The organism is Lysobacter sp. Root690 (assembly GCF_001427785.1).
In the GTDB taxonomy this organism is placed as follows: Bacteria; Pseudomonadota; Gammaproteobacteria; order Xanthomonadales; family Xanthomonadaceae; genus Lysobacter.
This window is the reverse complement of the sequence record NZ_LMHM01000013.1, coordinates 811,834-834,877: the sequence shown is the minus strand read 5'-3', so window position 1 is coordinate 834,877 and position 23,044 is coordinate 811,834. Positions and strand designations below refer to the sequence as shown.

Below are 23,044 nucleotides of genomic sequence, written 5' to 3'. Positions count from 1 at the left end.
CCTGGGTGGTTTTCCAGGAAGGGGGAATCCGCGACATGGAACATGTCCACTAACCCTGGAGGTATCGCATGAAAACCAACGCATGGATCACCACCGCGTCGCTCGCGGCGGGACTGCTGGCGGCCACCGCGTCGCTCGACGCCCGCGCCGCCACATCGCAGAACCTCAGCACCCATGGCTCCGCGTGCAGGAACTACAACGCGGCGGAAGCGCTTGATATCGACTACTTCTATCGCGGGGTGCGCAACATCAGCGCCGATGCGCGGTCGGTCATCTGTCCCATCACGACCCATCCGGTGACCGGGCCGACCCGCAGCTTCTACGTAGACGGCTCCAACTCCGGCGGCGTGACCACCACCTGCACGGTGTATGCCTACAGCTATACCGGCGCGCTCCTCAGCTCGTCCAGCTTCAGCACCAGCGCCGCTACCTATGACTACCCGGTCTCATTGCCTACCGTCAGCTTCTGGAGCTTCACATCGATGGTGTGTACGCTTCCAGGCAATGGCAACGCGGTGATTTTCGGCGTGTTTTCGGTCGACTCATAAGCTTTGTGGCCCGGCGGCGCGAAGTGCCGCGCAGTCTTGGCTCTAATGCCGATCCGCGGACGCCGGCTTGCCGATCAGGTCAAGCCGGTGTCCGTTGCGATGAGTGCAAGCTGCCGCGCGCGAACACGCCGCCGAGCCGGCATGCGCACCCTGCCTCAACGCTGGCTGTCGCGCTCGCGGCAACTCAGGCTGGCGTACTTGCCCTTGGGCAGGTCGTTGGCGATATCGAAGTGCTTCAACTCCGCGCCGGGATCGTTGATCTCGCTATAGCTGCAGGCGTTGTCCTTCGCGAACGCCTTGAGCTTGCCGGCGTCGCCGTCCAGCCGCACGGTCACGCCGACGCCTTCGCTGACGCAGCAGCCGATGTAGGCGCTCATGTACTCCTCTTCGATCACCACCAAGGTATGACCCATCAGGGTCGCCGGCTTCTTCACCAGCCGATAATCGGTGTAGTCGGCGCGCGCGTTGGGCTTGGCGTCAAGATAACCCGCGCGGATGTAGGCCTGCAGCGCCGGACCGGAGGGAGCGACGCGCTCCTGACGCTTAGCGTCGAAGCGCAAGGCGTCGATCAGGCCGCTTTCCATCGTCTGCCCGCCTTGGGCGCTGGCGAGGGGCGAGGTGGCGATGAGCAGCGCGAGGGTGGTCGAAGTGATTGCCTTGATTTTCGATTGCATGCGAGGTTCCTGCCTTGGAAGATCGCGTCCGGGGCGCGTGAGCACCGGACGGTGTGTCGGTGCGGCAAGCGCGGTTGCGCCGCCGCTGCGGTGAAAAGTGAGCGATGCCGTCGCGCTCGATGATGTCGCGAGGGCCGCTTCGCGCAGTTCCGCCGCTTGTTCGAGGAAATCATCGACGACGATCAGGGAAGTGGTCATGGGCCGGCGGAGACAGGACGGGAAGCGACGGAAGTCCGACCATGGTAGGCGAGCGGCGGCTCGCAGGCGATGCCCTGGCGACATTGCCGCCGCGCGGCGCACATCGCGGCGGGTCGACGCGCGGCCGGCATGCACGCCGCAAGCCCACCATCGCGCATGAAAAAGGCCGGCGCCTCCCGGCGGCCGGCCTTCGTCATTCGCGGCGTCGTGCTCAGCCGCTGGACTGCTGCAGCTGAATCTTGTGCTTCTTGGCGTAGGCCATCTGGGCGTCGTTCAAAGCGCTCATCTGGCTGTCCAGCGCCTTGCCCAGACGCTCGAGCTCGCCGCCCAGCGGCGCGAACTGTTCGTCGGCGAAACCGTCCGGCAACGCGGCGACCTTCTGCATCGTCTCGTACAGGCTGTCGGCGGTCTTCAGATAGGTCACGGTCAGGTCGCGCAGCGCCACCGCATCCTCTGGCGGCGGGAAGGTCTGCACCTGTACCAGCACCTGCGCCAGCTCGGCGCGCGCATGGCCCAGCGGGCTGGCGTACTGCTTCAGGCCCTTGCGTTCCTGCAGCGACCGGGTCAAGGCCTCGCCCTGTTCGCCGCCGGTCCAACGGTTGACGTATTCGGTCACGCCGTTCCAGGCCGACACGTTGTGCAGCAGGTATTCGTCGGGGGTCATGGTGCTGCGGCCGCCGCTGGAACATGCGGCGACGAGCAACGACAGCAGGCCGATCAGTACGAGGGAACGAAACTTCTTCAAGACGATGTCCTTTCAGTGAGGTGAATGCTTCCGATGCCGGACCGCGCCCTTGCGCGATCCGCGGGTATCGAAGCCGATGACGAACGCGGTCGTCCAGATCGATCGCGCGCGACCTCGCGCCGCCGTGAGTCATGGGCGGCGTCGATGTCGGCGGAACGGTGCGCGAGCCGCAAGCGCGGATGCGCGGGAACGAACACAATGGCGATGAAATCGCGCTTGCATGGTAACCCGCGCCTGTTCGGCGACCAAATCCGGGCACGGACACGGCCGACTCGGCAAATGCGGCGATCCGCGGCGACGGCGGCCGACGAGGTCCATCCGGTCGCGCCGATAGGGTGACGAATGAGTTCCAACGCACCGTGCCGCGAGCCATGCCGCTACGCCACAACCGCCCAACGCCGCTTCTTCTCGCCCGCGACACCACGATTTCGGAGGCACCGCCGTCGATAACCGTTTCTCACGATTCGCCGATGTTTCCAGCCGTCCGTCGCCTGCCCGGCACTGAATGGCGCGCTGCGTCGATCGCGCTATCGCGCATCACAGTTTCCGGGAAACTCCGCGACTAGGCTGACTGCGACAACAGGCCGGCGTGGATCACGGCCGCCTCTCAGGACAGCCCCTGCGCCCGCCCAATCCCTTGTCCTACGCTCGAAAGAGCGCCAACGGGAGCGTGCGATGAAGCCGATCCGCCACAGTCCAACGACCAAGAACCCTGCGTTTACTCGTAACGCCTCACTCGCCCGCCGGGCGCCGCGACGATGTCTGCTGGCCGGCGCATGGCTCGCCGCGTTGCTCGCGCCCACGGTCGCTAGCGCGGTCTGCGCCGTCGACACGATTGATCAGAAAACCGTGGTTACCGCGACCATCGTGCTCGGCCTGAGCGAGCATTGCGAAGCCCCGATCCCGGCGTTTCCGGCGCCCTTCACCTGCGCGACCGAACTGATCGGCACGCGTTCGGGCGGCAGCGACTCGTATCATCTGTACGACACCGACATGCCCGACATGGCCGTATGCACCACCGACGACGGCATCGAGTATTGCTATGCCGATGGCGCGGCGCCGCCGTCCGAGGTCGCGTTCCAATGCGTCGTCGAGATTCACCGCGCCCTGCTCGATCTGTTTCCGGCGAGCGCGCAATCTTCGTGCGGCTGCGCTTCGTTGAAGCAGGCCGGGCGATAACGCGACGACGGCCGCGGTTCGCACCGCGACCCCTCGCCCATAGGTGCAATACCCAACCCGCCTCCCCCGGCCCACCATCGACGCGATCCGATCCGTTGTCGTCGAACAGCCTGGGGAGGCGCTCATGTTCCGCAACACGCTTACGAACACGCTCACGCTCGTATCGTCCGCTCTGACCGATGTTCGTCGCCGATCCGCGGCTGCCTCGGGCTTCGCACTCGCCTTGCTGTTGCCTGTGGTGGGCGGCGGCGCGCTGCTGATGCCATCGAGCGCGCAGGCCTTGGACTGCGGCAGCAATAACGGCTACACCTGCCTGGGCACCGCCAGCCAATACGCCGGCGGCTTCAGCCCCGGCGTGGGCAGCGGCGGCTTCGGCGGCGGCGATTGCATCGCAACGCGCACGCCGGTGGTGTTCGTGGCCGGCAACGGCGACAGCGCGATCAGCTTCGACATGCCGCCCGCCGCGGTCAGCGGCTACGCCACGCCGGCCAATTCGGTCTACGACGAACTCAAGGCGCGCGGCTACAACGATTGCGAACTGTTCGGCGTCACCTACCTCAATGCCGACGAGCGCGGCTCGCCGCAGAACAACTACCACCAGCCGGCCAAGTACCAGATCCTCAAGACCTTCATCGACAAGGTGAAGACCTACACCGGCCGCAGCCAGGTCGATATCGTCACCCACTCGCTGGGCTCGTCGATGACCCTGGCGATGTTGAAGTACCACGGCTACCAGGCCAGCGTGCGCCGCTTCGTCAACATCGGCGGCGGCCTGCGCGGCCTGCAGACCTGCCTGAGCACCGGTTACCAGTCGCCGTACGCGCCGACCTGCAACGCCGAGGCCTATGTGTTCCCGTACGACTACTACACCTTCGGCCTGTACCCGAGCAGCGGCGTGGCCTATTACGGCTACAACCGCTGGACCGGCAGCGGCAGCAACAGCCTGCGCGCGATGCCGAGCATGTACAGCTCGATTTCGTTCTACACCATCACCGCCGGCCTCTACGACCAGGTGCAGTGCTTCACCACCAGCTACTCGGCCGGCTGCAGCAGCGGCGCGCTGTTCACCGCGGCGAGCAACGTCAAGGCGCAGGTCGACATCGGCGTCGGCAGCAGCGCCTACGCCTACGACTGGGACTGGAGCGACGGCAGCCCGTACAACGCCGGCGGCGGCGACACCAGCAACGGCATCGGTCATTTCCGCTCCAAGACCAATGCCGGCCGCATCGTCTACAACATGCTCGCCACCACCTGCACCACCGGTTGCGCGAACGGCTACGTCGGCGTCAACGGTCCGGCGGTGAATCGCTGATACACCGGTATTCGCCCATGACACCGGCACGAACGAATCGTGCCGGTGTCGCGATCGCCCCTGGCCGGGCCCACCGGATCGCCCGCAGCAGCACCGTCAGACCGTTGATGTCCGAGCGCATCTGATCCTGCGGCGAACTGCCGACCGAAGCGAAACCCTCGCGCGAGCTCCCCCGGACAACCTCTCGGTCCGGTCGCGGTTGAGCAACACACCGCATCCACCGCCCCTGCTTTTGTGATCTCAATTGCAAATCGCAAGCTCGCGCGCGGTTTGTGTCCGTTACCCCGTGGCCGGCCCGTTCACACAGAGAACGCCCGATCCTGATCGGCGCGGCGCCGACCGTCGACGCCGACCGTCGACACCGAGCGCCCGCGGCGACGCGCCCGCGATGGATCGCCGATCGCCACCACCACAGGGGAGCACCACTCGATGCGCTACACACGCCGCGACTTCATGACCACCGCCGCCACCGCCGTGGCCGGCACGATGCTTCCGCTCGGTTCGTTGCTCGCCGCCGGCCCCGACGCGCAGGGCTCGGACCCGACCGCGCGCTACCGCCGCCACGATGTCGCCACGCCCGAAGGCCAACGCATGCTGATCAGCTACGCGCGCGGCGTCGAAGCCATGCTCAAACTGCCGGCCGAACATCCGCACAACTGGTTCCGCAACGCCTTCACCCACTTCCTGGATTGTCCGCACGGCAACTGGTGGTTCTACGTCTGGCATCGCGGCTATGTGGGCTACTTCGAACGCAGCATCCGCAAGCTCAGCGGCGACGCCAGCTTCGCCATGCCGTTCTGGGACTGGACCCGGCATCCGGAAATTCCTGCCGGCATGTTCAACGGTGTGTTGACCCCCACCGACAGCGCCTATTCGCCGTTCACCGGTAACCTGCTCAAGTTCACCGAGTTCGTCAAACCCTCGCTGCTGAAGTACTGGAACAGCCTGAGCAGCGATCAGCGCGCGCAACTGAACTCGCGCGGCTATCCGACCTTCGACGACGCCTGGAACGACGTCACCGGATACAGCCTCGCGCAAAAAGCCGGCCTGTCGGGCAACCAGAGCTACGCCATCACCTGCGGCGCGCGCTATCTGTCGCGCTCCAATCCCAAGCTCGACGCGAAGACCGCCTACGACGTGTCGCCCGACATCGTCAGTTCCGGACTGACGCCGACGCTGTTCTACGATCCCAGCATCAGCAACAGCTTCGCCAGTTCCAAGACCGCCACCCACCTGGTGCAGCCCGACGGCTCGACCAACTTCTCGATCCTCGAAGGCTTCCCGCACAACAAGGTGCACAACTACATCGGCGGTGTCGGCGCGATCGACCCGGGTCCGTACGGCAACATGACCAACTTCCTGTCGCCGATCGATCCGATCTTCTACCTGCACCACTCCAATATGGATCGGCTGTGGGACCTGTGGACCAAGAAACAGCTCGCCGCGGGCCTGCCTATCCTGCCGACCGGCGCGGACTTGGCGACCTTCATGGTCGAGCCGTTCCTGTTCTACGTCGACGGCGACGGCGGCTTCGTCGGCCCCAGCAAAGCCGGCGACTATGTCAGTACCAGCGTGTTCGACTACGACTACGGCCCGGGTTTCGGCAGCGAGTTGCCGATCGTGCCCAAGCGCAAATCCGGGGCGACAAAATACGGCGTGATCAAGGGCGGCATCGAAGCCGGCGCGGCCTCGGTGCTGCTGCCCAACACCCTGGTCGAGCAGCATCTGGCCAGCGCGCAGCCGGCTTCGTTGATCGCCGAAGTCACCTTGGACCGTCCGGAAGGTCTGGCGGTCACGCGCGAATTCGACGTGCTGGTCAACGCGCCGGCCGATGTCGAGCGGGTCGATGCGAATAGCCCGTACTACGCCGGCACCCTCGCCTTCTTCGGCCCGACCATGCCGAACATGGCGATGTCGCATTCGGCCACCTTCGCCGTTCCCTTGCCCAAGACCCTGCGCGCGTTCTCCAACGCCAAACTGCTCGGCGCGAACGCGCAGTTCAACATCCGCCTGGCGCCGTCGGGCCAGCAACCGGCCGATCCGGTGCCGGTGCGCGGCGTGTCGATCAAGCCGGCCGGCTGATCGCCATGCAACGCGGCGCGATCGCCCTCGCACTCGCCCTGCTGCTCGCGCAGGGCGGGTGCGTGGCGAGCGGTGGCGTACGCACGCTCACGCTTCCGCGCGCGCTCGACGCCGCCGACCGCGTCTATCTGGAAGTGCGGCTGGGCGCGCTGGCCAGCGGACAGGAGATCGAACTGAGCACCGACCGCGGCCGCCGTCTCGGCGTGATCTCGCCGCACGCCATTCGCCCAGGACGCGAGGCGGGAACCTACACCGTTCCGTTGCCCGCCGATGCGATTCGCGACGGTGGGGTGCGCATTCGGCTGATCACCACGCCGGCCGGCGGAGCGGCGCGGGATGCGAATGTGGATGAGGTGCGAGAGGTGCGCTTGATCGTGAACAAATGAGCGGACACCCGAGCCGAAGTGTTTCGATGCTAAACGTCACCCCGGCATGAATGCTCAGCAAAGGGCTGCGGCCGACACACCCGTGAACTCGATACACCCATCGATCAGCGACGGGAACGTTGCCTCGGACGAAAAGAAATGCGATACGGCAGTTGGCCCGCGCCTTCCCGGCCGACGACCGGCCCGCCCCGTCCAGAGACCGCCGCCATGCTCAACCATCCCGCCCTGGCCTTGCTCCTGCTTTGCCTGCCTCAACTCGCGCTGGCCCAGGATGAAGTCTTCGATGTCCACGTCCATGTATGGCAGGGCGAAAAATCGCTGCGCGAGTACTACGACCAGTTGGAGTCGACCCATCAACAGGTCGCCCGCCACAGCGGCATCCACATGGCGGTCAAGGGCGAACTGGCGCAGACGCGGGCGAAGAACGACGAACTGATCGCGCTGTCCAAGCGCTACCCGAAGCTGATGCCGATCGCCTCGGTGCATCCGCTGGACGACCAGGCCGCGATCGATGAATTAAAGCGGCTCGCCGGCCTGGGCGTGAAAGCGATCAAGCTGCACCCGCACACCCAGAAATTCGACATCACCGATCCCAGAGTGCGCGCGCTGTGCAAATTGGCCGGCGAGCTGGGCGTCGCGGTCTTGTTCGATAACTTCAATATCGTCCCGGGCGACAGCCAGAATTTGTTCAACCTGGCGGTGCAATTGCCCAAGACCCATTTCGTCTTCGCCCACATGGGCGGCCTGGATTTCCGTTTCTGGAACTCGCTGTTCATGGCCAGGACGGCGAAGGATTTCTTCTTCGACAACATCCATTTCGACATCTCGGCCACCGCCGTGCTGGTGGCCGATTCGCCGCTGGAAGCCGAGTTCGTCTGGACGATCCGCAACGTCGGCATCGACAACGTGATGCTGGGCTCGGACTATCCGCAGCTATCGCTCAAGCAGGCGGTGGATGCGTTGGAAAAACTTGACCTGACCGCCGAAGAAAAACGCAAGATCCGCTGGGACAACGCCAACCGACTGTTTGGCGATAGGCGTCTATGAATGCATCTATCCAGGCCTGGGTGGGCAACGACCTGCCGAGCCGGATAGGGCTGGATAGGTCGACTGCTATCGGCGTGGCTGGAAAAAATAGACCGGTTAGTGCGCGCCACTCCTGTGTGACCGGCGACTGAGCGGTTCTCGACACCGCTTATTGCGCCCGTTGCCACATCGATGAACGACAGAGATCATCCGCGCCAATGTCGCGCTATTCTCGTACCCTGGCGAAAAGGGGACATCACCATGCGAACGATTCCACGCGCACTGCTGATCGCAGTGCTGGCGCCGACCGCCATCGCCGCCACCAACCTGCAGGTGGAGACACATCGAATCTCGCAAGACCGGTACGATCTCACCGTGCGGTTGCCGGCCGGCATCGACGCCATTCGCGTGCAATCGATGCTCCGCCCTGTCGCAGACCAAGCCTGCGAAGGCCGGACTTGGCAGTGGGGTCCGCATCGATTCGAATCGACCACGCGGCTGGGCCCCGAAGAGCCGCAGGCGGGCGAACAGACCTTTACTCAACAGGTGGATTGCGGCGCTGCCGCGACGCCGGACCCCACGGCCGTTGCGGCGCCCAACGCCCCCGCCACGGCGGACGACGAACGTCGGGTGAGGGAAACCACGCTGGCTTACCTCTTGGCCAAGGACACTGGCGATTTCGCCAAGGCGCGTTCGATGCAGACCGAAGAAGCCAAGCTCTCCATGCCCCCGGACTGGAGCGAGTCGCGCGCGGCTTTCAACCAGCAGGCCGGCCAGCCGGCCGAGCGCCAAGTCGTGCGCCTGACTTGGTACGACAATCCGCAGGGCGCGCCACGCAAAGGCCGCTATGTCGCAGCCGACTACCGCGGCGATTACCGACACGCCGGCTTCTACTGCGGCTACGCGATGTGGTATCGGGAAGCCGACGGCAGCTACCGCCTCGTGCGCGAGGAGGAGGGTCAGGTGTCTAACGAAACCGCCAGCAAGATTGCCGCGGCCGACCTGCACGCGTTTCGCAAACCGCTCGGTTGCCGCGATTGAGGCGTGATTGAGGCGCGCCACACGCCTCAATCATCGAGCGCGCCGCGATCAACCCTTCGCCAGCGCGAAATCAATCGCCGCGCACACCGCCGCCGCTTGCGCCGCGTTGCATTGCTCCGGCGTGGCACGCGGGCTGTCGGGGTAGACCTCGGTGGTGGTGCGGTAGCGCGCGTCGGTGATGCCGGCGCACAGGCCCAGCGAGCGCACCGGGTAATTGATCACGCCCGGCGCGACCACGGTGGCGCCGATGATCTCGCCGTTGGCGTCGGCCGGGGCGATGTGGGTGACCAGCGCCACCGCCGCGACCACCGCCTGCTGGAATTCGGGCTGCGGGTCCTCGCTGTCGCCGACCAGGTAGAACCCATCGGGGATTTCGCCCGGCTCGTACGGCTTGCCGTCGCGCGCCGCCAGCGCCGGACGGAACTCGGATTCGTCGCTGTCGGTGGTCTCGTGCAGGTCGATATGCATCAGCACGCCAGCGCGCAGCGGCGCGACCAGTTCGATCAGCGCGGCCGATTCGCGCGCCGGGCTGTCGTCGCGGAACGAGCGGTTCGGATCGATCGCGTCGACGTTCCAACGGTGAATCCGCTCGTAGGCCCAAGGGCTGATGCATGGCGCGATCAACACATTGGCGCGGCCGGCGTAGTCGGCGGCATGACGCTGCGCGAACAACAGCGCGCCGTGCACGCCGCTGGTTTCATAGCCGTGCACGCCGCCGGTCACCAGCATGGTCGGCAGGTCGTCGCGCCAGTCGCGGCTCTTGAGCGCGAACAGCGGATAGCTGTCGGGCGCGTAGTCCAGGCGACCGTACTGCACCACTTCGAAACGCGGGCGCAGCGTCTCGATCACGCTCAGCACGTCGGCCTCGTAGCTGCGCTGGCGGATCTGGGTCGATCGCCACTGCGCGACCTCGGCGGCGGTCCAAGGCTGGCCGGGCGTACCGATCGGATAGAAGGCTGGGGCGGTCATCGCGTCGCTCTGGCTGGTTGGCGGGAAGACCGGCATTTTACCATCGTCGTCGCGGCCTCCCGCGGCGTGGCCGAAATGCGGCCCCGCTTACGTCATGATTGAGGCCGGACGCGCATTCGCAGGGACGGGCGACAATGAACAGAGCAGTGCTTTTGATCGGCGTAAGCCAGGCCGGCGGCTTGGGCAAGCTCAAGGCGGTCGAGTCGTCGATCGACAAGATGGAGGCCTGGGCCAGGCGCCAGGGCATTCCCGACGACCAGATCATCCGCCGCACCGACGCTGGCGGCCTCAAAGTGACCGCCGCCGATTTGTTCAACGACATCAAGGCGCTGGCCGACCGCGACACGATCGAGCAGCTGATCGTGTACTTCTCCGGCCACGGCGTGGTCAACAACCGCCAGGAGTACTGGCTGCTGTCGGACGCGCCGGTGAACGCCGCCGCCGCGGTCAATATCGAAGGCAACGTGTCGCTGGCCCGCGCCGGCGCGTTCGAGCACGTGGTGTTCCTGTCCGATGCTTGCAGGACCCCGACTCAGGGCGTGCAATACGGCCGCATCATCGGCAGCGACATCTTTCCCAACATCGAAGACGCCGAGCTGGAGCGCTCGGTCGACATCTTTTTCGCCACCTCGCTGGGCGCGCCCGCGCTGGAGGTACAGCAGTCCGAACAGGGCCAGCAATACCAGGCGATGTTCACCGAGGCGCTGCTCGACGCCTTGAACGGCAAGATTCCCGAAGCCATCCGCGGCGGCCGGGTGCGGCCGCGCCCGCTCAAGAAAGCGCTGCCGAAAAAAGTCTGGGACAAGTTGAAGACCAGCGGCTTGTCGCTGTCGACCTCGCAGACGCCCGACGCGCGCATCACCTCCGAAGACGAAGCCTGGCTGGCCAGCCTGCCGCCGTCGGTGCCCGCCACCACCACACCGCCGGACATCGACGAGATCAACGCGACGCCGCCGGACACGGCGGCGCCGTTGTCGACCCGCGAAGTCGCGCAGTTGGTCGTCGAGGAAGCCCTGCGTAACGACAGCCGCGGCCGCGCCGCGACCACCGCGGTCGAGGTCAAGACTCTCACCGGCCGCGGCATTTCCAAGAACGCCACCGTGATGCTCAAGAGCATGGCCCGCGTCCTCGGCGATCGGCGCCCGCAACCGCTGCCGGAAAAACCCGGCTTCGAGATCCACGGCCGCGGCGTGACCGGCGTGACCTGCACCGACGGCGCCGCCCATCTCGGCGAGGAAGGCGATGCCGTCACCGTCAGCGTGGATACCGACGAACGCCAGAGCCAGGCGCTGATCGAATTCGACGACGGCAGCGGCGTGTTGTTGCCGGTCATCGCCGGCTTCGTCGGCGTGCTGCGCCTGCACGAGCGCGGCCTGGACGAAGTCTGGTACGAACCGGCCGACGAATCCGATGCGTCGCTGAGCCGCGAGGAACTCGACTACCTGCGCCAGGCGATCCTCAAGGCCTCGTCGCTGGGCGTGTTCGCGCTCGAATCCGACGACGCCGACGCGCTCGCGGTGCGCATGCAGAACCTGAAGTTCCAGGACCCCGCGCTGGCCGTGTACGCCGCGTACGCGTATCACGACATCGGCCAGTTCCGTCGCATCGAGCAGATGCAAGGCTATCTGCAAGAGCGCATGCACGTGCGCCTGTACGACCTCGCCCTGCTCTCGCGCGGCCTGCTCAAGGACGCCGGGCTCGCCGATGCCGTGATGCCCGCGTTGCCGATGCTGTCGCAAGGTTGGGCCCTGACCGGCGCACTGAGCGGACGCATTCCCACCGAACTCGACGGCCTGCGCCAGCAACTGCGGCCGTCGTTGTGGTCGCTGTACACCCCCGAAGGCGTCCAGGCCATCCGCGCATGGATGCGCCGCGCCGCCGAACAGTCCTCACATCTCACTCTCGGAGCCATGTCATGAAGCAACTGGTGTTCATTCACGGACGATCGCAAGCCGGCAAGGACGCGGCGACGCTGAAAGCGACCTGGATCGATGCGTGGAAGAAGGGTCTGGCCAAGAGCGGCCTGGAACTGCCGATCCCCGAGGATCGCATCCGCTTCCCGTTTTATGGCGACACTCTGCAGCAGATGGTCGATGGCGCCAGCGCCGAAGACGCGGCCAAGATCATCGTCAAGGGCGCGAAGGACGACGCGGCGGCGCAGGCCTTTCTGTCGGCGATGCTGCAGGAGTACATCGACGCGGCCGAGATCAGCGACGAAGAGATCGAACAGGAGCTCGACCCCGCGCAAGCCGCGGTGATCGAACGCGGACCGCAGAACTGGCCCTGGGTGCAGGCGGTGCTGCGCGCGATCGACAAACGCACCAACGGCGGCAGCGCGATGATCGCCCTGCTGACCAACGATGTGCATCAATACCTGAGCAAGGCGAACCTGCGCGCGCATATCGAGGACGGCGTGCTTCAGGCCATGGACCTGGCGCAGGAGAACGTCGTGGTCGCGCATTCGCTGGGCACAGTGGTCGGCTACACCCTGCTGCGCCGGCTGGAGAAGGAAGGCCAGGCCTGGCGCGTGCCGCTGCTGGTCACGCTCGGATCGCCGCTGGGCATCCGCGCCCTGCGCAGCAAGCTGCGCCCGATCGGCCATCCGGCCAGCGTGACGGCGTGGTTCAACGCCTACGATCCCGACGACGTGGTCTCGCTCAACCCGCTGGACAAGGACAACTTCGCGATCACTCCGGCGATCGAGAACAAGGGCGACGTCGACAACTGGACCGACAACCAGCACGGGATCATCGGCTACCTCGACGACAAGGCCGTGGCGAAGCGGATCTACGACGCGTTGGTCTGAGCGGACTTCAGACGTAGCGCAAGGCGATCGCCGCCACGACCGCGTAACGCGCGGTCTTGGCGATGCTCACCAACACGAGGAACGTGGACAGGCGTTCGCGCATCACTCCAGCGGCCAAGGTCAACGGATCGCCGACCACCGGCAGCCAGCTCAGCAGCAGGCTCCATTTTCCGCAGCAGCCGTACCAGGCCCGGGCGCGCGCCAGCGCCCCGGGCTTGACCGGAAACCAGCGCCGGTCGCTGAAACGCGTCAACTCGCGGCCTAGCCACCAGTTGAGCATTGAACCCAGCACATTGCCGACGCTGGCGACCAGCAGCAACGCCCACAGCGCATAGCCGTCCACGATCAAGCCCGCCAACAGCGCTTCGGATTGCGCGGGCAGCAAGGTGGCGGCAATGAAGGCCGCAGCGAACAATCCCAGATAGACCATTGGATGCTTGCAGTGACGTCGGTGNNCCGCTCCTACCAGGGGCTCATGTAGGAACGGCGCGAGCCGCGACCACGAACCCGCAACCACCCCGCCACCGCCCTATCTCCAAGAACCCACAAACCAAAAAAACGAAAGGGCGAATCCACCGCCCCACCGGCCGGCAAACCCGCCCCCTCGCCTTCACCCGCGACCCGCAACCCCAGGCCGCGCCCGAATCACCAGATCCGCACCCGCTGCTCCGGCGCGACGAACATCTTGTCCTCCGGCTTCACATCGAACGCCTTGTACCAGGGATCGAAATTGCGCAGCGGCCCGTTCGCGCGGTACTGCGACGGCGAATGCGGGTTGGTCTTGATCAGATTGAGCAACGCCTCGTCGCGGTACTTGCCCTTCCAGATCTGGCCCCACGACAGGAAGAAACGCTGATCGCCGGTCAGCCCGTCGATCACCGGCGCTGGCTTACCGTTAAGGCTGAGCTGATACGCGGTGTAGGCCATCGAAATGCCGCCGAGGTCGCCGATGTTCTCGCCCATGGTCAGCGCGCCGTTGACGCACTGGCCCGGCAGCGGACAGAACGCGTTGTACTGCGCTCCCAGCGCCTTGGTGCGCTGTTCGAAACCGGCGCGGTCGGCGTCGGTCCACCAGTTGCGCTGGATGCCGGCCGAATCCGACTTGCTGCCCTGATCGTCGAACCCGTGGCCCATTTCGTGGCCGATCACCGCGCCGATGCCGCCGTAGTTCACCGCCGGATCGGCGTTGAGATCGAAGAACGGCGCCTGCAGGATGCCGGCCGGGAACACGATCTCGTTGAAGGTCGAGTTGTAGTACGCATTGACCGTCTGCGGCGTCATGAACCACTCGTCGCGGTCCGGACGGGTACCGATGCGACGGACCTGATCGTTGCGGCCGTAACGGCGCAACTGCATCACGTTGGCCATCAGATCGCCGGGCACGATGCTGACGCTGGCGTAGTCGCGCCACTTGTCCGGATAACCCACCTTCGGACGGAAGGTCGACAGCTTGCGATAGGCCTCGGCCTTGGTCGCATCGCCCATCCAGTCGATCTTCTCGATATTGCTGCGCAGCGCCTTGCGCAGGTTCTCGACCAATTCCTGCATCGCCGCCTTGGCCTGCGGCGAGAAATGCTTCTCGACGTAGAGCTTGCCCATCGCATCGCCCAGGCCGTCGCTGCCGGTGACCGCGGCCACCGCGCGCTTCCAATCGTCGCGCTGAGCCTTCTGGCCGCTGAGCACGGTGCCGTTGAACGCGAACGCCGCATCGTCGATCTCGCGGCTGAGCAGCGAGGCGTTGTTGCGCACCGCGTGGAAGCTCAGGTAATCGCGCCACACCGGCAGCGGCGTGCGTTCGATCACCTGCACCACCGGCTCCACCGCGCTCGGAGTGACCACGTTGACCCGATCCAGCGCCGGCAGACCTTGCGCCTTGGCCTGCGCGGCCCAGTCGTAACCCGGGTACTTCGTGCCCAGTTCGGCGAAGGTCGCGACGTTGTAGGTCTTGTCGCGATCACGCAACTGCGCGCGTTCCCATTGCGGCTTGGCCAGTTCGGTTTCCAGCGCCAGCACGGCCTGCGCGCGCGCCTTGGCGTCCTTCACTCCGGCGAAGCCGAGCATGCGTTCGATATGCGCCAGATACGCGGTGCGGATGCCGACGAAACGCGCGTCCTGATTGAGGTAGTAATCGCGATCCGGCAAGCCAAGGCCGCCGACGCGTAGACCGACCAGGTACTTATCCGGGTCCTTGCGATCCAGATCGACGCCGAAGCGCAGCGGCGAGGTGGTGCCGTCGAGGTCGTTGGCGCCGAAGGCATCGACCAACGCGCCCTTCGAATCGATCGCCGCGATCTTGTCCAGCACCGGCTTGAGCGGCGCGATCCCGGCGGCATCGCGCGCGGCGCGGTCCATGTAGCTGGCGTAGTAGTCGCGCAGCTTCTGCGCGTCGCTGCCGGGCGCCAGGTCCTTGCGCTGCCGCAGCGATTCGATGATCGCGTGCACCTGCGCCTCGGACTGATCGCGCAGCATGTTGAACGAGCCGTACGAGGTCTCGTAGTCCTTCAACTGATAATTGTCGAGCCAATGGCCGCTGACATAGCGATTGAAATCGTCGCCGGGCTTGACGCTCTTGTCCTGCGCGCTCAGGTCGACGCCGAAGCTGCCCAACTGCGGCTTGCCCTTGGCCCCGCTGCCGGCGGCGTGGGCGGACGAAACGGCGAGTGTGGCGGCCAGCGCCAGGCTAAGACTCAAACGTGAAGGCTTCATGGGCGGTCCCCGGTGGAAAGACAGGAGACTAGCTCAGTGGGTGCGGGGGTGTCGTGGGCCGTTGGTTGGGAGCCAGGCTCCGCTCTCGTCCCCAGCGAGGTCCTTTGAACCGGTCGGTTAGTCGGGCCGGAGCGCGAAGGGTCCCGAGCGCTGGACTCACAAAAAATGAGTCCTATCCCTCAGGTTCCGCAGCATTCTCTGCTTCCAACAGGCTATCTCTGTACCCGGATAACCGGTTGGCTGTATGGTCTGGTAAGCCAACAGGAAGGCGCCCAGCGCAGGGAGAAAACGATGGGAAAGCTCATTCCCAACCGCAGTGCATGTCTGCCCAGGATGAATCCGGGCGAGCGACGTCTGGCACACCGCCTGGAAGACAAGCTCGATGAAGACTACCTGTGCTGGTACGACGTGCCAGTGGGCCCCCGCCAGCGTTATCCAGACTTCGTCGTCCTGCATCCCAGTTGCGGCTTTCTGATCCTGGAAGTAAAGGACTGGAAGCTCGACACGATCGCGGAGATCGACCGCTCCAGGGTAACCCTTCATACCGAGCGCGGCCGATCGGTGGTCGAGAATCCGCTGATGCAAGCGCGCGCCTGCGCGATGGAAGTCAAAAACCTGCTTGAACGCGACGCGGCTCTGCGCCATCCCGAAGGTCACCGCCACGGCGGCAAGCTGATCATTCCCTGGGGTTGGGGCGTGGTCCTGGCCAATATCACCCGCCGCCAGTTCGATGAAGCCGAGCTGGAAAACTTCATTCCTGCCCATCTGGTGTTGTGCAAGGATGAAATCACTGAGTCGGCAAATCCCGAAGGCTTTCAGAAGGCCTTGTCGGATATGTTCATGATGCCCTTTCCCTGCCAGCTGACCCTGCCGCAGATCGATCGCTTCCGCTGGTCGCTGTTTCCGCAGTTACGCGTCCCCGAGCAGGGAAAGATGTTCGACGCGCCGGTCGAACCCACTGCGGAACTGGCCAACGTTCCCGACCTCATACGGGTCATGGACCTGCAACAGGAACTTCTGGCCCGGTCAATGGGCGACGGTCATCGCGTGATCCATGGCGTGGCCGGATCGGGAAAAACCATGATCCTCGGCTATCGCTGCATCGAACTGGCCAAGCGGCATGGCAAACCGATGCTGGTGTTGTGCTTCAACAAGACGCTCGCCGCCAGACTCGAACAATTGATACGCACTGCGGGCGTCAGCGACAAAGTAACCGTGGCGCATTTTCACGGCTGGTGTAGCCAGCAACTGTCCGCGTATGCCGTCAGGAAGCCGCTGCCCAATCTGCCGCCCGGCGAATATGCCGATGCGATGGTGGAAGCGGTCATTCGCGGCGTGGACACCAAGGCGATTCCACGCGCGCAGTACGCGGCGGTAATGATCGACGAAGGCCACGATTTCAAACCCGAATGGCTGCAACTGATCGTGCAGATGGTCGATCCACAGACCAACTCCCTGTTGCTGCTGTATGACGACGCGCAAAACATCTATGAAGGCCAGGGCCGCAAGAAATTCAGCTTCGCCAGCGTGGGCATACAGGCTCAGGGCCGCACCACGATTCTGCGTCTGAATTACCGCAATACCTTGGAAATTCTCGCAACCGCGAAAGCTTTCGCTCACGACTTGGTGAGCGAGCACGAGAGCGACGACGACCACGTTCCGCTGATCGCCCCGGAAAGTGCCGGTCGTCGCGGACCGATGCCGGAACTGCTGCAATGCCGGACGCCTTGGGACGAAGCTACGACCATCGCTGATCGCATCAGCGCGGCGCTTCGCGAGGGTGCCAGTCCCGACAATTTCGGCATCGTTTGCCGATCCCGTCAAATCGGTGAGCGGATCGCCGGCAAGCTCATCCAGACCGGCATCCCTTGCGTGCTGGCTGGCGGCGACGCCAAGCGCCATCTTTTCGACGGCCCGGCCAGCGTCAAGGTGATGACGATCCATTCCAGCAAGGGTTTGGAATTCGACACTATTTTTGTTCCCGGTCTATGCGGGATTTCGACCAGCGAAGATCTCGAAACCCGGGCCAGTGAAGCACGCTTGCTCTACGTCGCGATGACCCGTGCCCTGGGTAAGCTCGTCATGCTGCACCACCGGCCGGCTCCGATGGTCGACAAGGTCCGCAATGCGATCGCCCAGGTCCGACAGCATCTGGAAGCGGCGTGAGGTGAGCCCGGAAGGAAGCCGAAGGAGAGCATTCGCGATGATAGCCGCCACGACCGTCATGGCATTCAGTCGTTGAACTCCAGCGAAAGCGCCAACTGCGGAAAATGCAACGCTAAATCGGCGAACGAGGTCCGCAGCGCTTCTTCCCTAAGCACCGGACCGGCAATCACGCTCGTATCGAGGCTGAATTCCATCCAGGTACCGTTCGGACGATCGGTAGACGGTCCAATCCGGGTACTCGTGGTCCGAATGCAAAGGCATGCCACAGTCATAGTGAACGCTGACCTTTTTTCCATCGACCTGCATCCGGATAGACGTACAACGCCCGCCAATAGCCTCATCGACGGCATGGCACAGCGTCTGCACCGGCAGGATGTTGGCCAACCCGGGCAACCCCGGATCCATATACATGCCAGGACGCCTGCGCACCGCTTCCGAGACCGACAACACTTCGATTCGGTTCGGGTCAAACTCACTCATCGCCGTATCCGTTGGGATTCGGCAGGTATCATGCGCGCGGATTCACTGGACGACGCCCCGAACGCTCGCAGTTTCGCAGCACTCCCGAACGAATGGGACGCTGTATTTGTCGCGACAGGAATCTGCCCATTTTACGCCCGCGAACACTCCGCACTCTAAAGGAACCACCCGCCGTGCCGCATTACTCAGGCCCCCTGCTCACCCGCCCCGTCGCCGAGGAACTCCAGGCTGCGCGCGATGCCGGCACCGGCGCCTGGACCGGTTCGATGGACCTGGGCCGATCGCATGGCGAAGCGTTGCTGGAGGCCGAAACGTGGACCTGGCGCGAGCAGCGCTATCCGTATGCGGCCAAGCTCAAAGACCGCACGATCTACCACTGGGACGGCGAGGAGTTCGCGCCGGTATCGCGCTTCTCCGGCTCGCTGATCAAGCTGGTGCCGACTCAGTGGGGGGCGCCGACGTTCGAGATCGACGGCATCAAGATGCTGCCGACGATGAAGGCCTCGCCGATCGAGGACGCGCGCACCAAGGTCGCGCTGGTCGAACCGCGCGGCAAGGTCGTACTCGACACCTGCGGCGGCCTGGGCTACTTCGCCGCGTGCTGCCTGGAGGCCGGCGCGACCGCCATCCACTCGTTCGAAAAAAACGAAGACGTGCTGTGGCTGCGCACGCTCAACCCGTGGTCGCCCGACCCCGACGCGGATAGCAGCGGCGGACGCCTGCGACTCACCCATGCAGACGTGTCGCAGGCGATCGCGCAGATCGGCGATGCCTCGGTCGATGCCCTGTTGCACGACCCGCCGCGTTTCGGCATCGCCGGCGAACTGTATTCGCAAACCTTCTACGACCACCTGGCGCGCGTGCTGCGCCGCGGCGGGCGCCTGTTTCATTACACCGGCAGCCCGAACAAACTCACCAGCGGCCGCGACGTGCCGCGCGAAGTCGCGAAACGGCTGGAAAAGGCCGGGTTCAAGGCGCAGCTGGCGCTGGATGGCGTCTTGGCCACCAAGCGCTGAATCGCTCGCCGCTCAGAATCGCGCGTGGCCTCAAGGCACCTCGCAAGTCCAGATCGAATCGGCGAGCCACAGATTGGCGCGAGTGACGTGGTTGTACACCTCCTGGATCGGCGTACCCGATTGCGCGACGCATTCAGCAGCGGCATCGGCGCGCGCGTCCGCGAGCGCGATGCCCGGGTCGTAGCTTTGACCGTGGCCGCTGACGTGTACCACGGCGGCCAGGGCCGAGCCCGAAACAAGCAAAAGCAGCGACAGAGCCACGGCTATATTGGGTCTTTTCATCGTCATTTCTCCCGATACGAGATTGAACGCATGCATTCGAGCACGCGACACGAAAGTGGCTGTGAAAACGAAGTAAGCGCGCAGTGAAGCCGCTCTGTACTTCGCTTAGGCTCAAGAGGCGATACGACGAAAAATCATTCGAATAGCAGCCATTCCGATTCCGTCTTACAAACGTCATCGTTGAGCCGGATCGTTATGACGCTAATCTGCCGACCGAGAGCGAAATTCGGCGACCGCGATACACCTCATCACCGAGGAACAGACTCGTGAGCGATAACCCCGCCAGCAACTCATCCATCTGGAACGTCCCGGCCTTCCTGCCGGCGCTTCAGGCCGAGCTTACCGATGAGGCGATCGCAGAGGTCGAGACCCGACTCGGCATCGTGCTGCCCGCGGCCTTGATCGCGATGCTGCGAGAACAGAACGGCGGCTATCTGCGGCGCACGCTGCCCGACAGCGGCAACCGGATGATCTGGGGGATCGGGCCGCGCGCGCAAAGCCTCGGCTACAACTATTGGTGGAGGCTGCTGGACGAGCCCGAGGCGTGGTATCCCGCCGATGGCTGGCTTCCGGAACAACCGCGGCGGCTCGTGCCGTTCGACAGCGACGGGCACTGGTATCTCTGTCTCGATTATCGCAACGGCAGCGAGCCTTGCGTCACCTATTTCGATCTCGAAGAACAGGCGGAGCAAGCGGTGGCCGCGAACATGGCCACGTTTTTGGCCATGTTGCGGGCACACGACGAGACGAAGCTGGGCTTGATCACGGACCTGTCGCTGGACGACTGCGCAAGCCGCTTCGACGCTGTGTTCTCACGTCCATCGGAACCCCGCGAGCCCGACGACCTCTACGGATATCCGTTCTTGCGCTGGTTTCTCGACGGCGGCTGGATTCAACTGGAACCCAATCGGGTCACGCGCGGCTTTGTTTCCAGACACGACGAAGCGACCTATCAAGCACTCAAGGACCGACTTCCCGGAACCGCGTTGCGTTTCCCCGAGCATTCGGACGCCGCCTTGATCGTCCATTGCGGCAACGAACGCACGACCGCGTTGACCGAAGCGACGCTGACCCGCGCGGGATTCGACGTTCGCCGGTTGCAGACACCTCACGCACGATAAGAGTGCGTGTTCCCCGAGCGAAATGCGCGAATGGCATTCGCCAGCCTCCCGCCCCCGCTGCCAGTTCCTCTACCCACCGCGCATAATCGCCATCATGCCCAGCAACGTCATCGAAGAATCCCGACGGATCCCCGCGCTCAGCGAGTTCGGCGTGTCGCCCGCCTTGCTGCAGATGGCCGCCGGCCAATTTCCCCATCCCGCGCTCGCCAGCTGTTCCTCCGGACCGCCCTATTACCTGTACCACGGCGCAGAGGCCCCCGACGGCCCGCAAGTGCTGCCTTTGTGGGACATCGGCGATCAGGTGATCGCGATCCGCGCGCAAGCAAGCGACCTGGAATACATCTGCTTCAGCATCGAAGCTCCCGACGAGGTCGAGCAGCTGGCGACAACCGAGCAAGGATTCTGGGCAACTCAGTTCGACTTCATGTATGAGCTGGACATGGAGATCGAAACGCTTCACGCCATCGCCCAGACGGTCGGTTATCGATTCCTGCGGATGCAACTCGACAGCCGCGTCGCGATGGAGGATCAGCTCGATTCCTCGCATCGCCACGGGCAGTGGCTGTCTGCACTGGTCGCTTCGATCGACGCAACGAAAACGACCTGAGCCATCGCGCGCCGCAAGACTAAAGCGTCGTCTCGATGACGGGCGACCAGTCGTCCCGATCAGAACCGGTCAGCTGGTGTCCGCGAGCGCGACTCACCGATCGTCTGAATCCTCTTCGCTGTCGTCCTGCGGCGCATCCTCGCCGGGCAACGGCTGATGGCCCTCGCCTTCCGGCAGATCCGCGTTCTGGACATGCTTGCGCTTGGCCTGTCCGTCACCGGCGGACGGGTTTTCGCCCGGCAGAGGTTGATGGCCTTGGCCGTCCGGCGGCCGCGCCTGATCGTCCGGCTTGCCGTGCTGCGCGGCTTGTTTCGCGTCGTGATCGGACCGGTTCCGGCCCGCAGTATCGTTGCCCATCTCAGTCGCCCTCGTAGGACGCCGGCCCGACCATCGGTATCGGCGATAGCCCACGCTGGGCGTCAGGCGGTTAACGGCAAGTCGTGCCCGCGTCCCGCCGTCGTCACGGACTGCGAACATCACCCTGTTCATCGCGTGCGTTCAGCGATGAGCCACTCGGGGGACGCGTTGCCTGCGCTCGACAAGGACTATTCGACACAGTGCTGCATGGCTGCATCGTGATCGGCTCATAAAGACGTCGCTCGACAACCGCGCCCGAGCCTTCAACGTGAACGATTCATTCCCTTTCCATCGGATAGCTACAACGCAGGCCATAGATTTGGCCATCCAAAGAAATCTATACGCGCGCGGCCATGCAATGCGCGATGTCTTCATCGGGCACCGAACCGCTGAAGACCATTTACTTATCAATGCAGCACATCAGCGCATCGCATTGATTGCGGTATTCAACGATGGCCTTGCGCGCACCGCTGTCGATCGCATGAAAACCATCTTCACGTCACATGCGCCACGCCGCATGCGGACAAACGAATCCGACCACGTCCTCACTTTTCCAAATCGATGCCGCGAACTACCCAGGACGTCTCACTTTTCGACGTAGGGACGCGCAAACCGCGGCTCGTTCTAGTCAGTGCGGCACGACTGAGCGTTCTTGAAAATGAACGCATCGCCCAAGCCCTGCCCCAGATCTGCCGCGACTGCTGCATCCCTCTCTTTTTTGCTCAAGGAGTTTTTGGATATGCGCAAGTTCAGTATGTCGATCCTCGCCGTCACCGCGGCCATGGCCGTATCCGGCGCGGCCTTCGCCGCCGACGATCTCGCCCCCGCGTTGAAGACGGCCATGCAGCGCGATCTGGGTCTGTCCAGCACGCAGCTCACGCAATACCTCAAGGCCGAACAACTGGCCGTGCAGCAGGAAAAAACCGTGCAGGCGCAGTTGGGCCGCAACTTCGCCGGCGCGTGGCTCGAGCGCAAGGCCGACGGTTCGTTCGGCTTCGTCGCGGCCAGCACCTCGATCAAGAACGCCCAGGCCGTGGCCGGCGTCGAAACCCGTCAGGCGCGTCATAGCCTGACCGCGCTCAACGCGGCGAAAGGCCAACTCGACAGCCTGCTCACGCGCAGCGCGAAAGTACCCAAGGGCGTGTACAGCTGGACGGTCGACCTGCCGAGCAACAGCGTGATCGTCGGTGTCGCCCCGGGCGCGGAAGAGGCCGGCGTCGACTTCGTCGCGCGCAGCGGCCTCGACCCGAGCGTGGTGCGTTTCGAAACCTTGAACGACGCGCCGCAGCGCCGCATCGCCGTGCAAGGCGGCCGCGGCATGTTGCGCGAACCCGGCGACGGCT

22 protein-coding genes are annotated in these 23,044 nt (G+C 64.6%); 14 read left to right on the top strand and 8 right to left on the bottom strand.

Annotated elements, in window-relative coordinates; translation table 11 throughout:
• The first annotated feature begins 68 nt into the window (after positions 1 to 68).
• Positions 69 to 548, top strand: a complete 480-nt coding sequence (locus ASD86_RS15625) for a hypothetical protein (protein WP_056112275.1) — start codon at positions 69 to 71, stop codon at positions 546 to 548.
• A 155-nt stretch (positions 549 to 703) separates the two neighbouring features.
• Here ASD86_RS15625 and ASD86_RS15620 read toward each other — a convergent pair whose 3' ends face one another.
• Together ASD86_RS15620 and ASD86_RS15615 are read right to left on the bottom strand one after the other, a co-directional pair.
• Positions 704 to 1,555, bottom strand: coding sequence for a hypothetical protein (locus ASD86_RS15620; protein ID WP_157476708.1), 852 nt, complete (start codon positions 1,553 to 1,555; stop codon positions 704 to 706).
• 76 nt (positions 1,556 to 1,631) lie between these two features.
• Positions 1,632 to 2,165: a hypothetical protein gene (locus ASD86_RS15615; RefSeq protein WP_056112268.1), complete on the bottom strand. Its 534-nt coding sequence runs from the start codon at positions 2,163 to 2,165 to the stop codon at positions 1,632 to 1,634.
• 675 nt (positions 2,166 to 2,840) lie between these two features.
• Between ASD86_RS15615 and ASD86_RS15610 the strand changes: the two genes are divergently transcribed.
• The 6 genes from ASD86_RS15610 (at position 2,841) to ASD86_RS15580 (ending at position 9,191) form a co-directional block, all read left to right on the top strand.
• Positions 2,841 to 3,344 (top strand): hypothetical protein, encoded by a 504-nt coding sequence (locus ASD86_RS15610; protein WP_157476706.1) that lies wholly within the window; start codon positions 2,841 to 2,843, stop codon positions 3,342 to 3,344.
• Positions 3,345 to 3,468: 124 nt separating this feature from the next.
• Positions 3,469 to 4,656 (top strand): hypothetical protein, encoded by a 1,188-nt coding sequence (locus tag ASD86_RS15605; protein ID WP_082578386.1) that lies wholly within the window; start codon positions 3,469 to 3,471, stop codon positions 4,654 to 4,656.
• A 429-nt stretch (positions 4,657 to 5,085) separates the two neighbouring features.
• Positions 5,086 to 6,738: a tyrosinase family protein gene (locus ASD86_RS15600; RefSeq protein WP_056112260.1), complete on the top strand. Its 1,653-nt coding sequence runs from the start codon at positions 5,086 to 5,088 to the stop codon at positions 6,736 to 6,738.
• 5 nt (positions 6,739 to 6,743) lie between these two features.
• Positions 6,744 to 7,124, top strand: a complete 381-nt coding sequence (locus tag ASD86_RS15595) for a hypothetical protein (RefSeq protein WP_056112256.1) — start codon at positions 6,744 to 6,746, stop codon at positions 7,122 to 7,124.
• A 207-nt stretch (positions 7,125 to 7,331) separates the two neighbouring features.
• The gene (locus tag ASD86_RS15585) at positions 7,332 to 8,171 is read left to right on the top strand and encodes an amidohydrolase family protein (RefSeq protein WP_082578385.1); all 840 of its coding nucleotides are present in this window, start codon (positions 7,332 to 7,334) and stop codon (positions 8,169 to 8,171) included.
• Positions 8,172 to 8,411: 240 nt separating this feature from the next.
• Positions 8,412 to 9,191 (top strand): DUF4019 domain-containing protein, encoded by a 780-nt coding sequence (locus tag ASD86_RS15580; RefSeq protein ID WP_056112248.1) that lies wholly within the window; start codon positions 8,412 to 8,414, stop codon positions 9,189 to 9,191.
• A 48-nt stretch (positions 9,192 to 9,239) separates the two neighbouring features.
• On the opposite strand, the gene ASD86_RS15575 is transcribed toward ASD86_RS15580, so the two are convergent.
• Entirely contained in the window at positions 9,240 to 10,160 is a 921-nt protein-coding gene (locus ASD86_RS15575; RefSeq protein WP_056112821.1) for a M14 family metallocarboxypeptidase, read from the bottom strand.
• Between the two features lie 134 nt (positions 10,161 to 10,294).
• On the opposite strand from ASD86_RS15575, the gene ASD86_RS15570 reads away from it, so the two are divergent.
• Together ASD86_RS15570 and ASD86_RS15565 are read left to right on the top strand one after the other, a co-directional pair.
• Positions 10,295 to 12,079 (top strand): caspase family protein, encoded by a 1,785-nt coding sequence (locus tag ASD86_RS15570; protein WP_157476704.1) that lies wholly within the window; start codon positions 10,295 to 10,297, stop codon positions 12,077 to 12,079.
• A complete protein-coding gene (locus ASD86_RS15565; RefSeq protein WP_056112242.1) occupies positions 12,076 to 12,966 on the top strand; it encodes a hypothetical protein in 891 nt (296 codons plus the stop codon). Before ASD86_RS15570 ends, ASD86_RS15565 begins: the two co-directional genes overlap by 4 nt.
• Positions 12,967 to 12,973: 7 nt before the next feature.
• On the opposite strand, the gene ASD86_RS15560 is transcribed toward ASD86_RS15565, so the two are convergent.
• Together ASD86_RS15560 and ASD86_RS15555 are read right to left on the bottom strand one after the other, a co-directional pair.
• Positions 12,974 to 13,396 (bottom strand): YqaA family protein, encoded by a 423-nt coding sequence (locus ASD86_RS15560; RefSeq protein WP_056112237.1) that lies wholly within the window; start codon positions 13,394 to 13,396, stop codon positions 12,974 to 12,976.
• Between the two features lie 215 nt (positions 13,397 to 13,611).
• A complete protein-coding gene (locus ASD86_RS15555; RefSeq protein WP_056112234.1) occupies positions 13,612 to 15,672 on the bottom strand; it encodes a M13 family metallopeptidase in 2,061 nt (686 codons plus the stop codon).
• A gap of 291 nt (positions 15,673 to 15,963) precedes the next feature.
• On the opposite strand from ASD86_RS15555, the gene ASD86_RS15550 reads away from it, so the two are divergent.
• Positions 15,964 to 17,838 (top strand): nuclease-related domain-containing DEAD/DEAH box helicase, encoded by a 1,875-nt coding sequence (locus ASD86_RS15550; protein ID WP_235567769.1) that lies wholly within the window; start codon positions 15,964 to 15,966, stop codon positions 17,836 to 17,838.
• Positions 17,839 to 17,903: 65 nt separating this feature from the next.
• Here the strand turns inward: ASD86_RS15550 and ASD86_RS28200 are convergent, their stop codons facing one another.
• Positions 17,904 to 18,032, bottom strand: coding sequence for a hypothetical protein (locus ASD86_RS28200; RefSeq protein ID WP_255357293.1), 129 nt, complete (start codon positions 18,030 to 18,032; stop codon positions 17,904 to 17,906).
• 459 nt (positions 18,033 to 18,491) lie between these two features.
• On the opposite strand from ASD86_RS28200, the gene ASD86_RS15545 reads away from it, so the two are divergent.
• On the top strand, positions 18,492 to 19,334 hold the full coding sequence (locus ASD86_RS15545) for an MnmC family methyltransferase (protein ID WP_056112227.1): 843 nt from the start codon (positions 18,492 to 18,494) through the stop codon (positions 19,332 to 19,334).
• 30 nt (positions 19,335 to 19,364) lie between these two features.
• Here the strand turns inward: ASD86_RS15545 and ASD86_RS15540 are convergent, their stop codons facing one another.
• Positions 19,365 to 19,652 carry a hypothetical protein gene (locus ASD86_RS15540; protein WP_056112224.1) on the bottom strand — a complete coding sequence of 96 codons (288 nt, stop codon included), beginning with the start codon at positions 19,650 to 19,652 and terminating at the stop codon, positions 19,365 to 19,367.
• A 230-nt stretch (positions 19,653 to 19,882) separates the two neighbouring features.
• On the opposite strand from ASD86_RS15540, the gene ASD86_RS15535 reads away from it, so the two are divergent.
• Both ASD86_RS15535 and ASD86_RS15530 read left to right on the top strand, forming a co-directional pair.
• Positions 19,883 to 20,737: an SMI1/KNR4 family protein gene (locus tag ASD86_RS15535; protein WP_056112221.1), complete on the top strand. Its 855-nt coding sequence runs from the start codon at positions 19,883 to 19,885 to the stop codon at positions 20,735 to 20,737.
• Between the two features lie 22 nt (positions 20,738 to 20,759).
• Entirely contained in the window at positions 20,760 to 21,344 is a 585-nt protein-coding gene (locus ASD86_RS15530; RefSeq protein ID WP_157476702.1) for a hypothetical protein, read from the top strand.
• A gap of 93 nt (positions 21,345 to 21,437) precedes the next feature.
• On the opposite strand, the gene ASD86_RS15525 is transcribed toward ASD86_RS15530, so the two are convergent.
• On the bottom strand, positions 21,438 to 21,701 hold the full coding sequence (locus ASD86_RS15525) for a hypothetical protein (protein WP_056112215.1): 264 nt from the start codon (positions 21,699 to 21,701) through the stop codon (positions 21,438 to 21,440).
• Positions 21,702 to 21,969: 268 nt separating this feature from the next.
• Between ASD86_RS15525 and ASD86_RS26855 the strand changes: the two genes are divergently transcribed.
• Complete coding sequence (locus ASD86_RS26855) at positions 21,970 to 22,302, top strand: hypothetical protein (RefSeq protein WP_157476700.1); 333 nt, start codon at positions 21,970 to 21,972, stop codon at positions 22,300 to 22,302.
• The last annotated feature ends 742 nt before the right edge of the window (positions 22,303 to 23,044 follow it).

Excerpts from the sequence above, each read along its gene's own strand:
- ASD86_RS15600 (WP_056112260.1), top strand. The coding sequence starts at position 5,086 with ATGCGCTACACACGCCGCGACTTCATGACCACCGCCGCCACCGCCGTG.
- ASD86_RS15585 (WP_082578385.1), top strand. The coding sequence starts at position 7,332 with ATGCTCAACCATCCCGCCCTGGCCTTGCTCCTGCTTTGCCTGCCTCAA.
- ASD86_RS15555 (WP_056112234.1), bottom strand. The coding sequence starts at position 15,672 with ATGAAGCCTTCACGTTTGAGTCTTAGCCTGGCGCTGGCCGCCACACTC.
- ASD86_RS15610 (WP_157476706.1), top strand. The coding sequence starts at position 2,841 with ATGAAGCCGATCCGCCACAGTCCAACGACCAAGAACCCTGCGTTTACT.
- ASD86_RS15580 (WP_056112248.1), top strand. The coding sequence starts at position 8,412 with ATGCGAACGATTCCACGCGCACTGCTGATCGCAGTGCTGGCGCCGACC.
- ASD86_RS15570 (WP_157476704.1), top strand. The coding sequence starts at position 10,295 with ATGAACAGAGCAGTGCTTTTGATCGGCGTAAGCCAGGCCGGCGGCTTG.
- ASD86_RS15530 (WP_157476702.1), top strand. The coding sequence starts at position 20,760 with ATGCGCGAATGGCATTCGCCAGCCTCCCGCCCCCGCTGCCAGTTCCTC.
- ASD86_RS15560 (WP_056112237.1), bottom strand. The coding sequence starts at position 13,396 with ATGGTCTATCTGGGATTGTTCGCTGCGGCCTTCATTGCCGCCACCTTG.
- ASD86_RS15575 (WP_056112821.1), bottom strand. The coding sequence starts at position 10,160 with ATGACCGCCCCAGCCTTCTATCCGATCGGTACGCCCGGCCAGCCTTGG.
- ASD86_RS15625 (WP_056112275.1), top strand. The coding sequence starts at position 69 with ATGAAAACCAACGCATGGATCACCACCGCGTCGCTCGCGGCGGGACTG.
- ASD86_RS28200 (WP_255357293.1), bottom strand. The coding sequence starts at position 18,032 with ATGGAATTCAGCCTCGATACGAGCGTGATTGCCGGTCCGGTGCTTAGG.
- ASD86_RS15595 (WP_056112256.1), top strand. The coding sequence starts at position 6,744 with ATGCAACGCGGCGCGATCGCCCTCGCACTCGCCCTGCTGCTCGCGCAG.
- ASD86_RS15540 (WP_056112224.1), bottom strand. The coding sequence starts at position 19,652 with ATGCATGCGTTCAATCTCGTATCGGGAGAAATGACGATGAAAAGACCC.
- ASD86_RS15605 (WP_082578386.1), top strand. The coding sequence starts at position 3,469 with ATGTTCCGCAACACGCTTACGAACACGCTCACGCTCGTATCGTCCGCT.
- ASD86_RS15565 (WP_056112242.1), top strand. The coding sequence starts at position 12,076 with ATGAAGCAACTGGTGTTCATTCACGGACGATCGCAAGCCGGCAAGGAC.
- ASD86_RS15550 (WP_235567769.1), top strand. The coding sequence starts at position 15,964 with ATGGGAAAGCTCATTCCCAACCGCAGTGCATGTCTGCCCAGGATGAAT.
- ASD86_RS15525 (WP_056112215.1), bottom strand. The coding sequence starts at position 21,701 with ATGGGCAACGATACTGCGGGCCGGAACCGGTCCGATCACGACGCGAAA.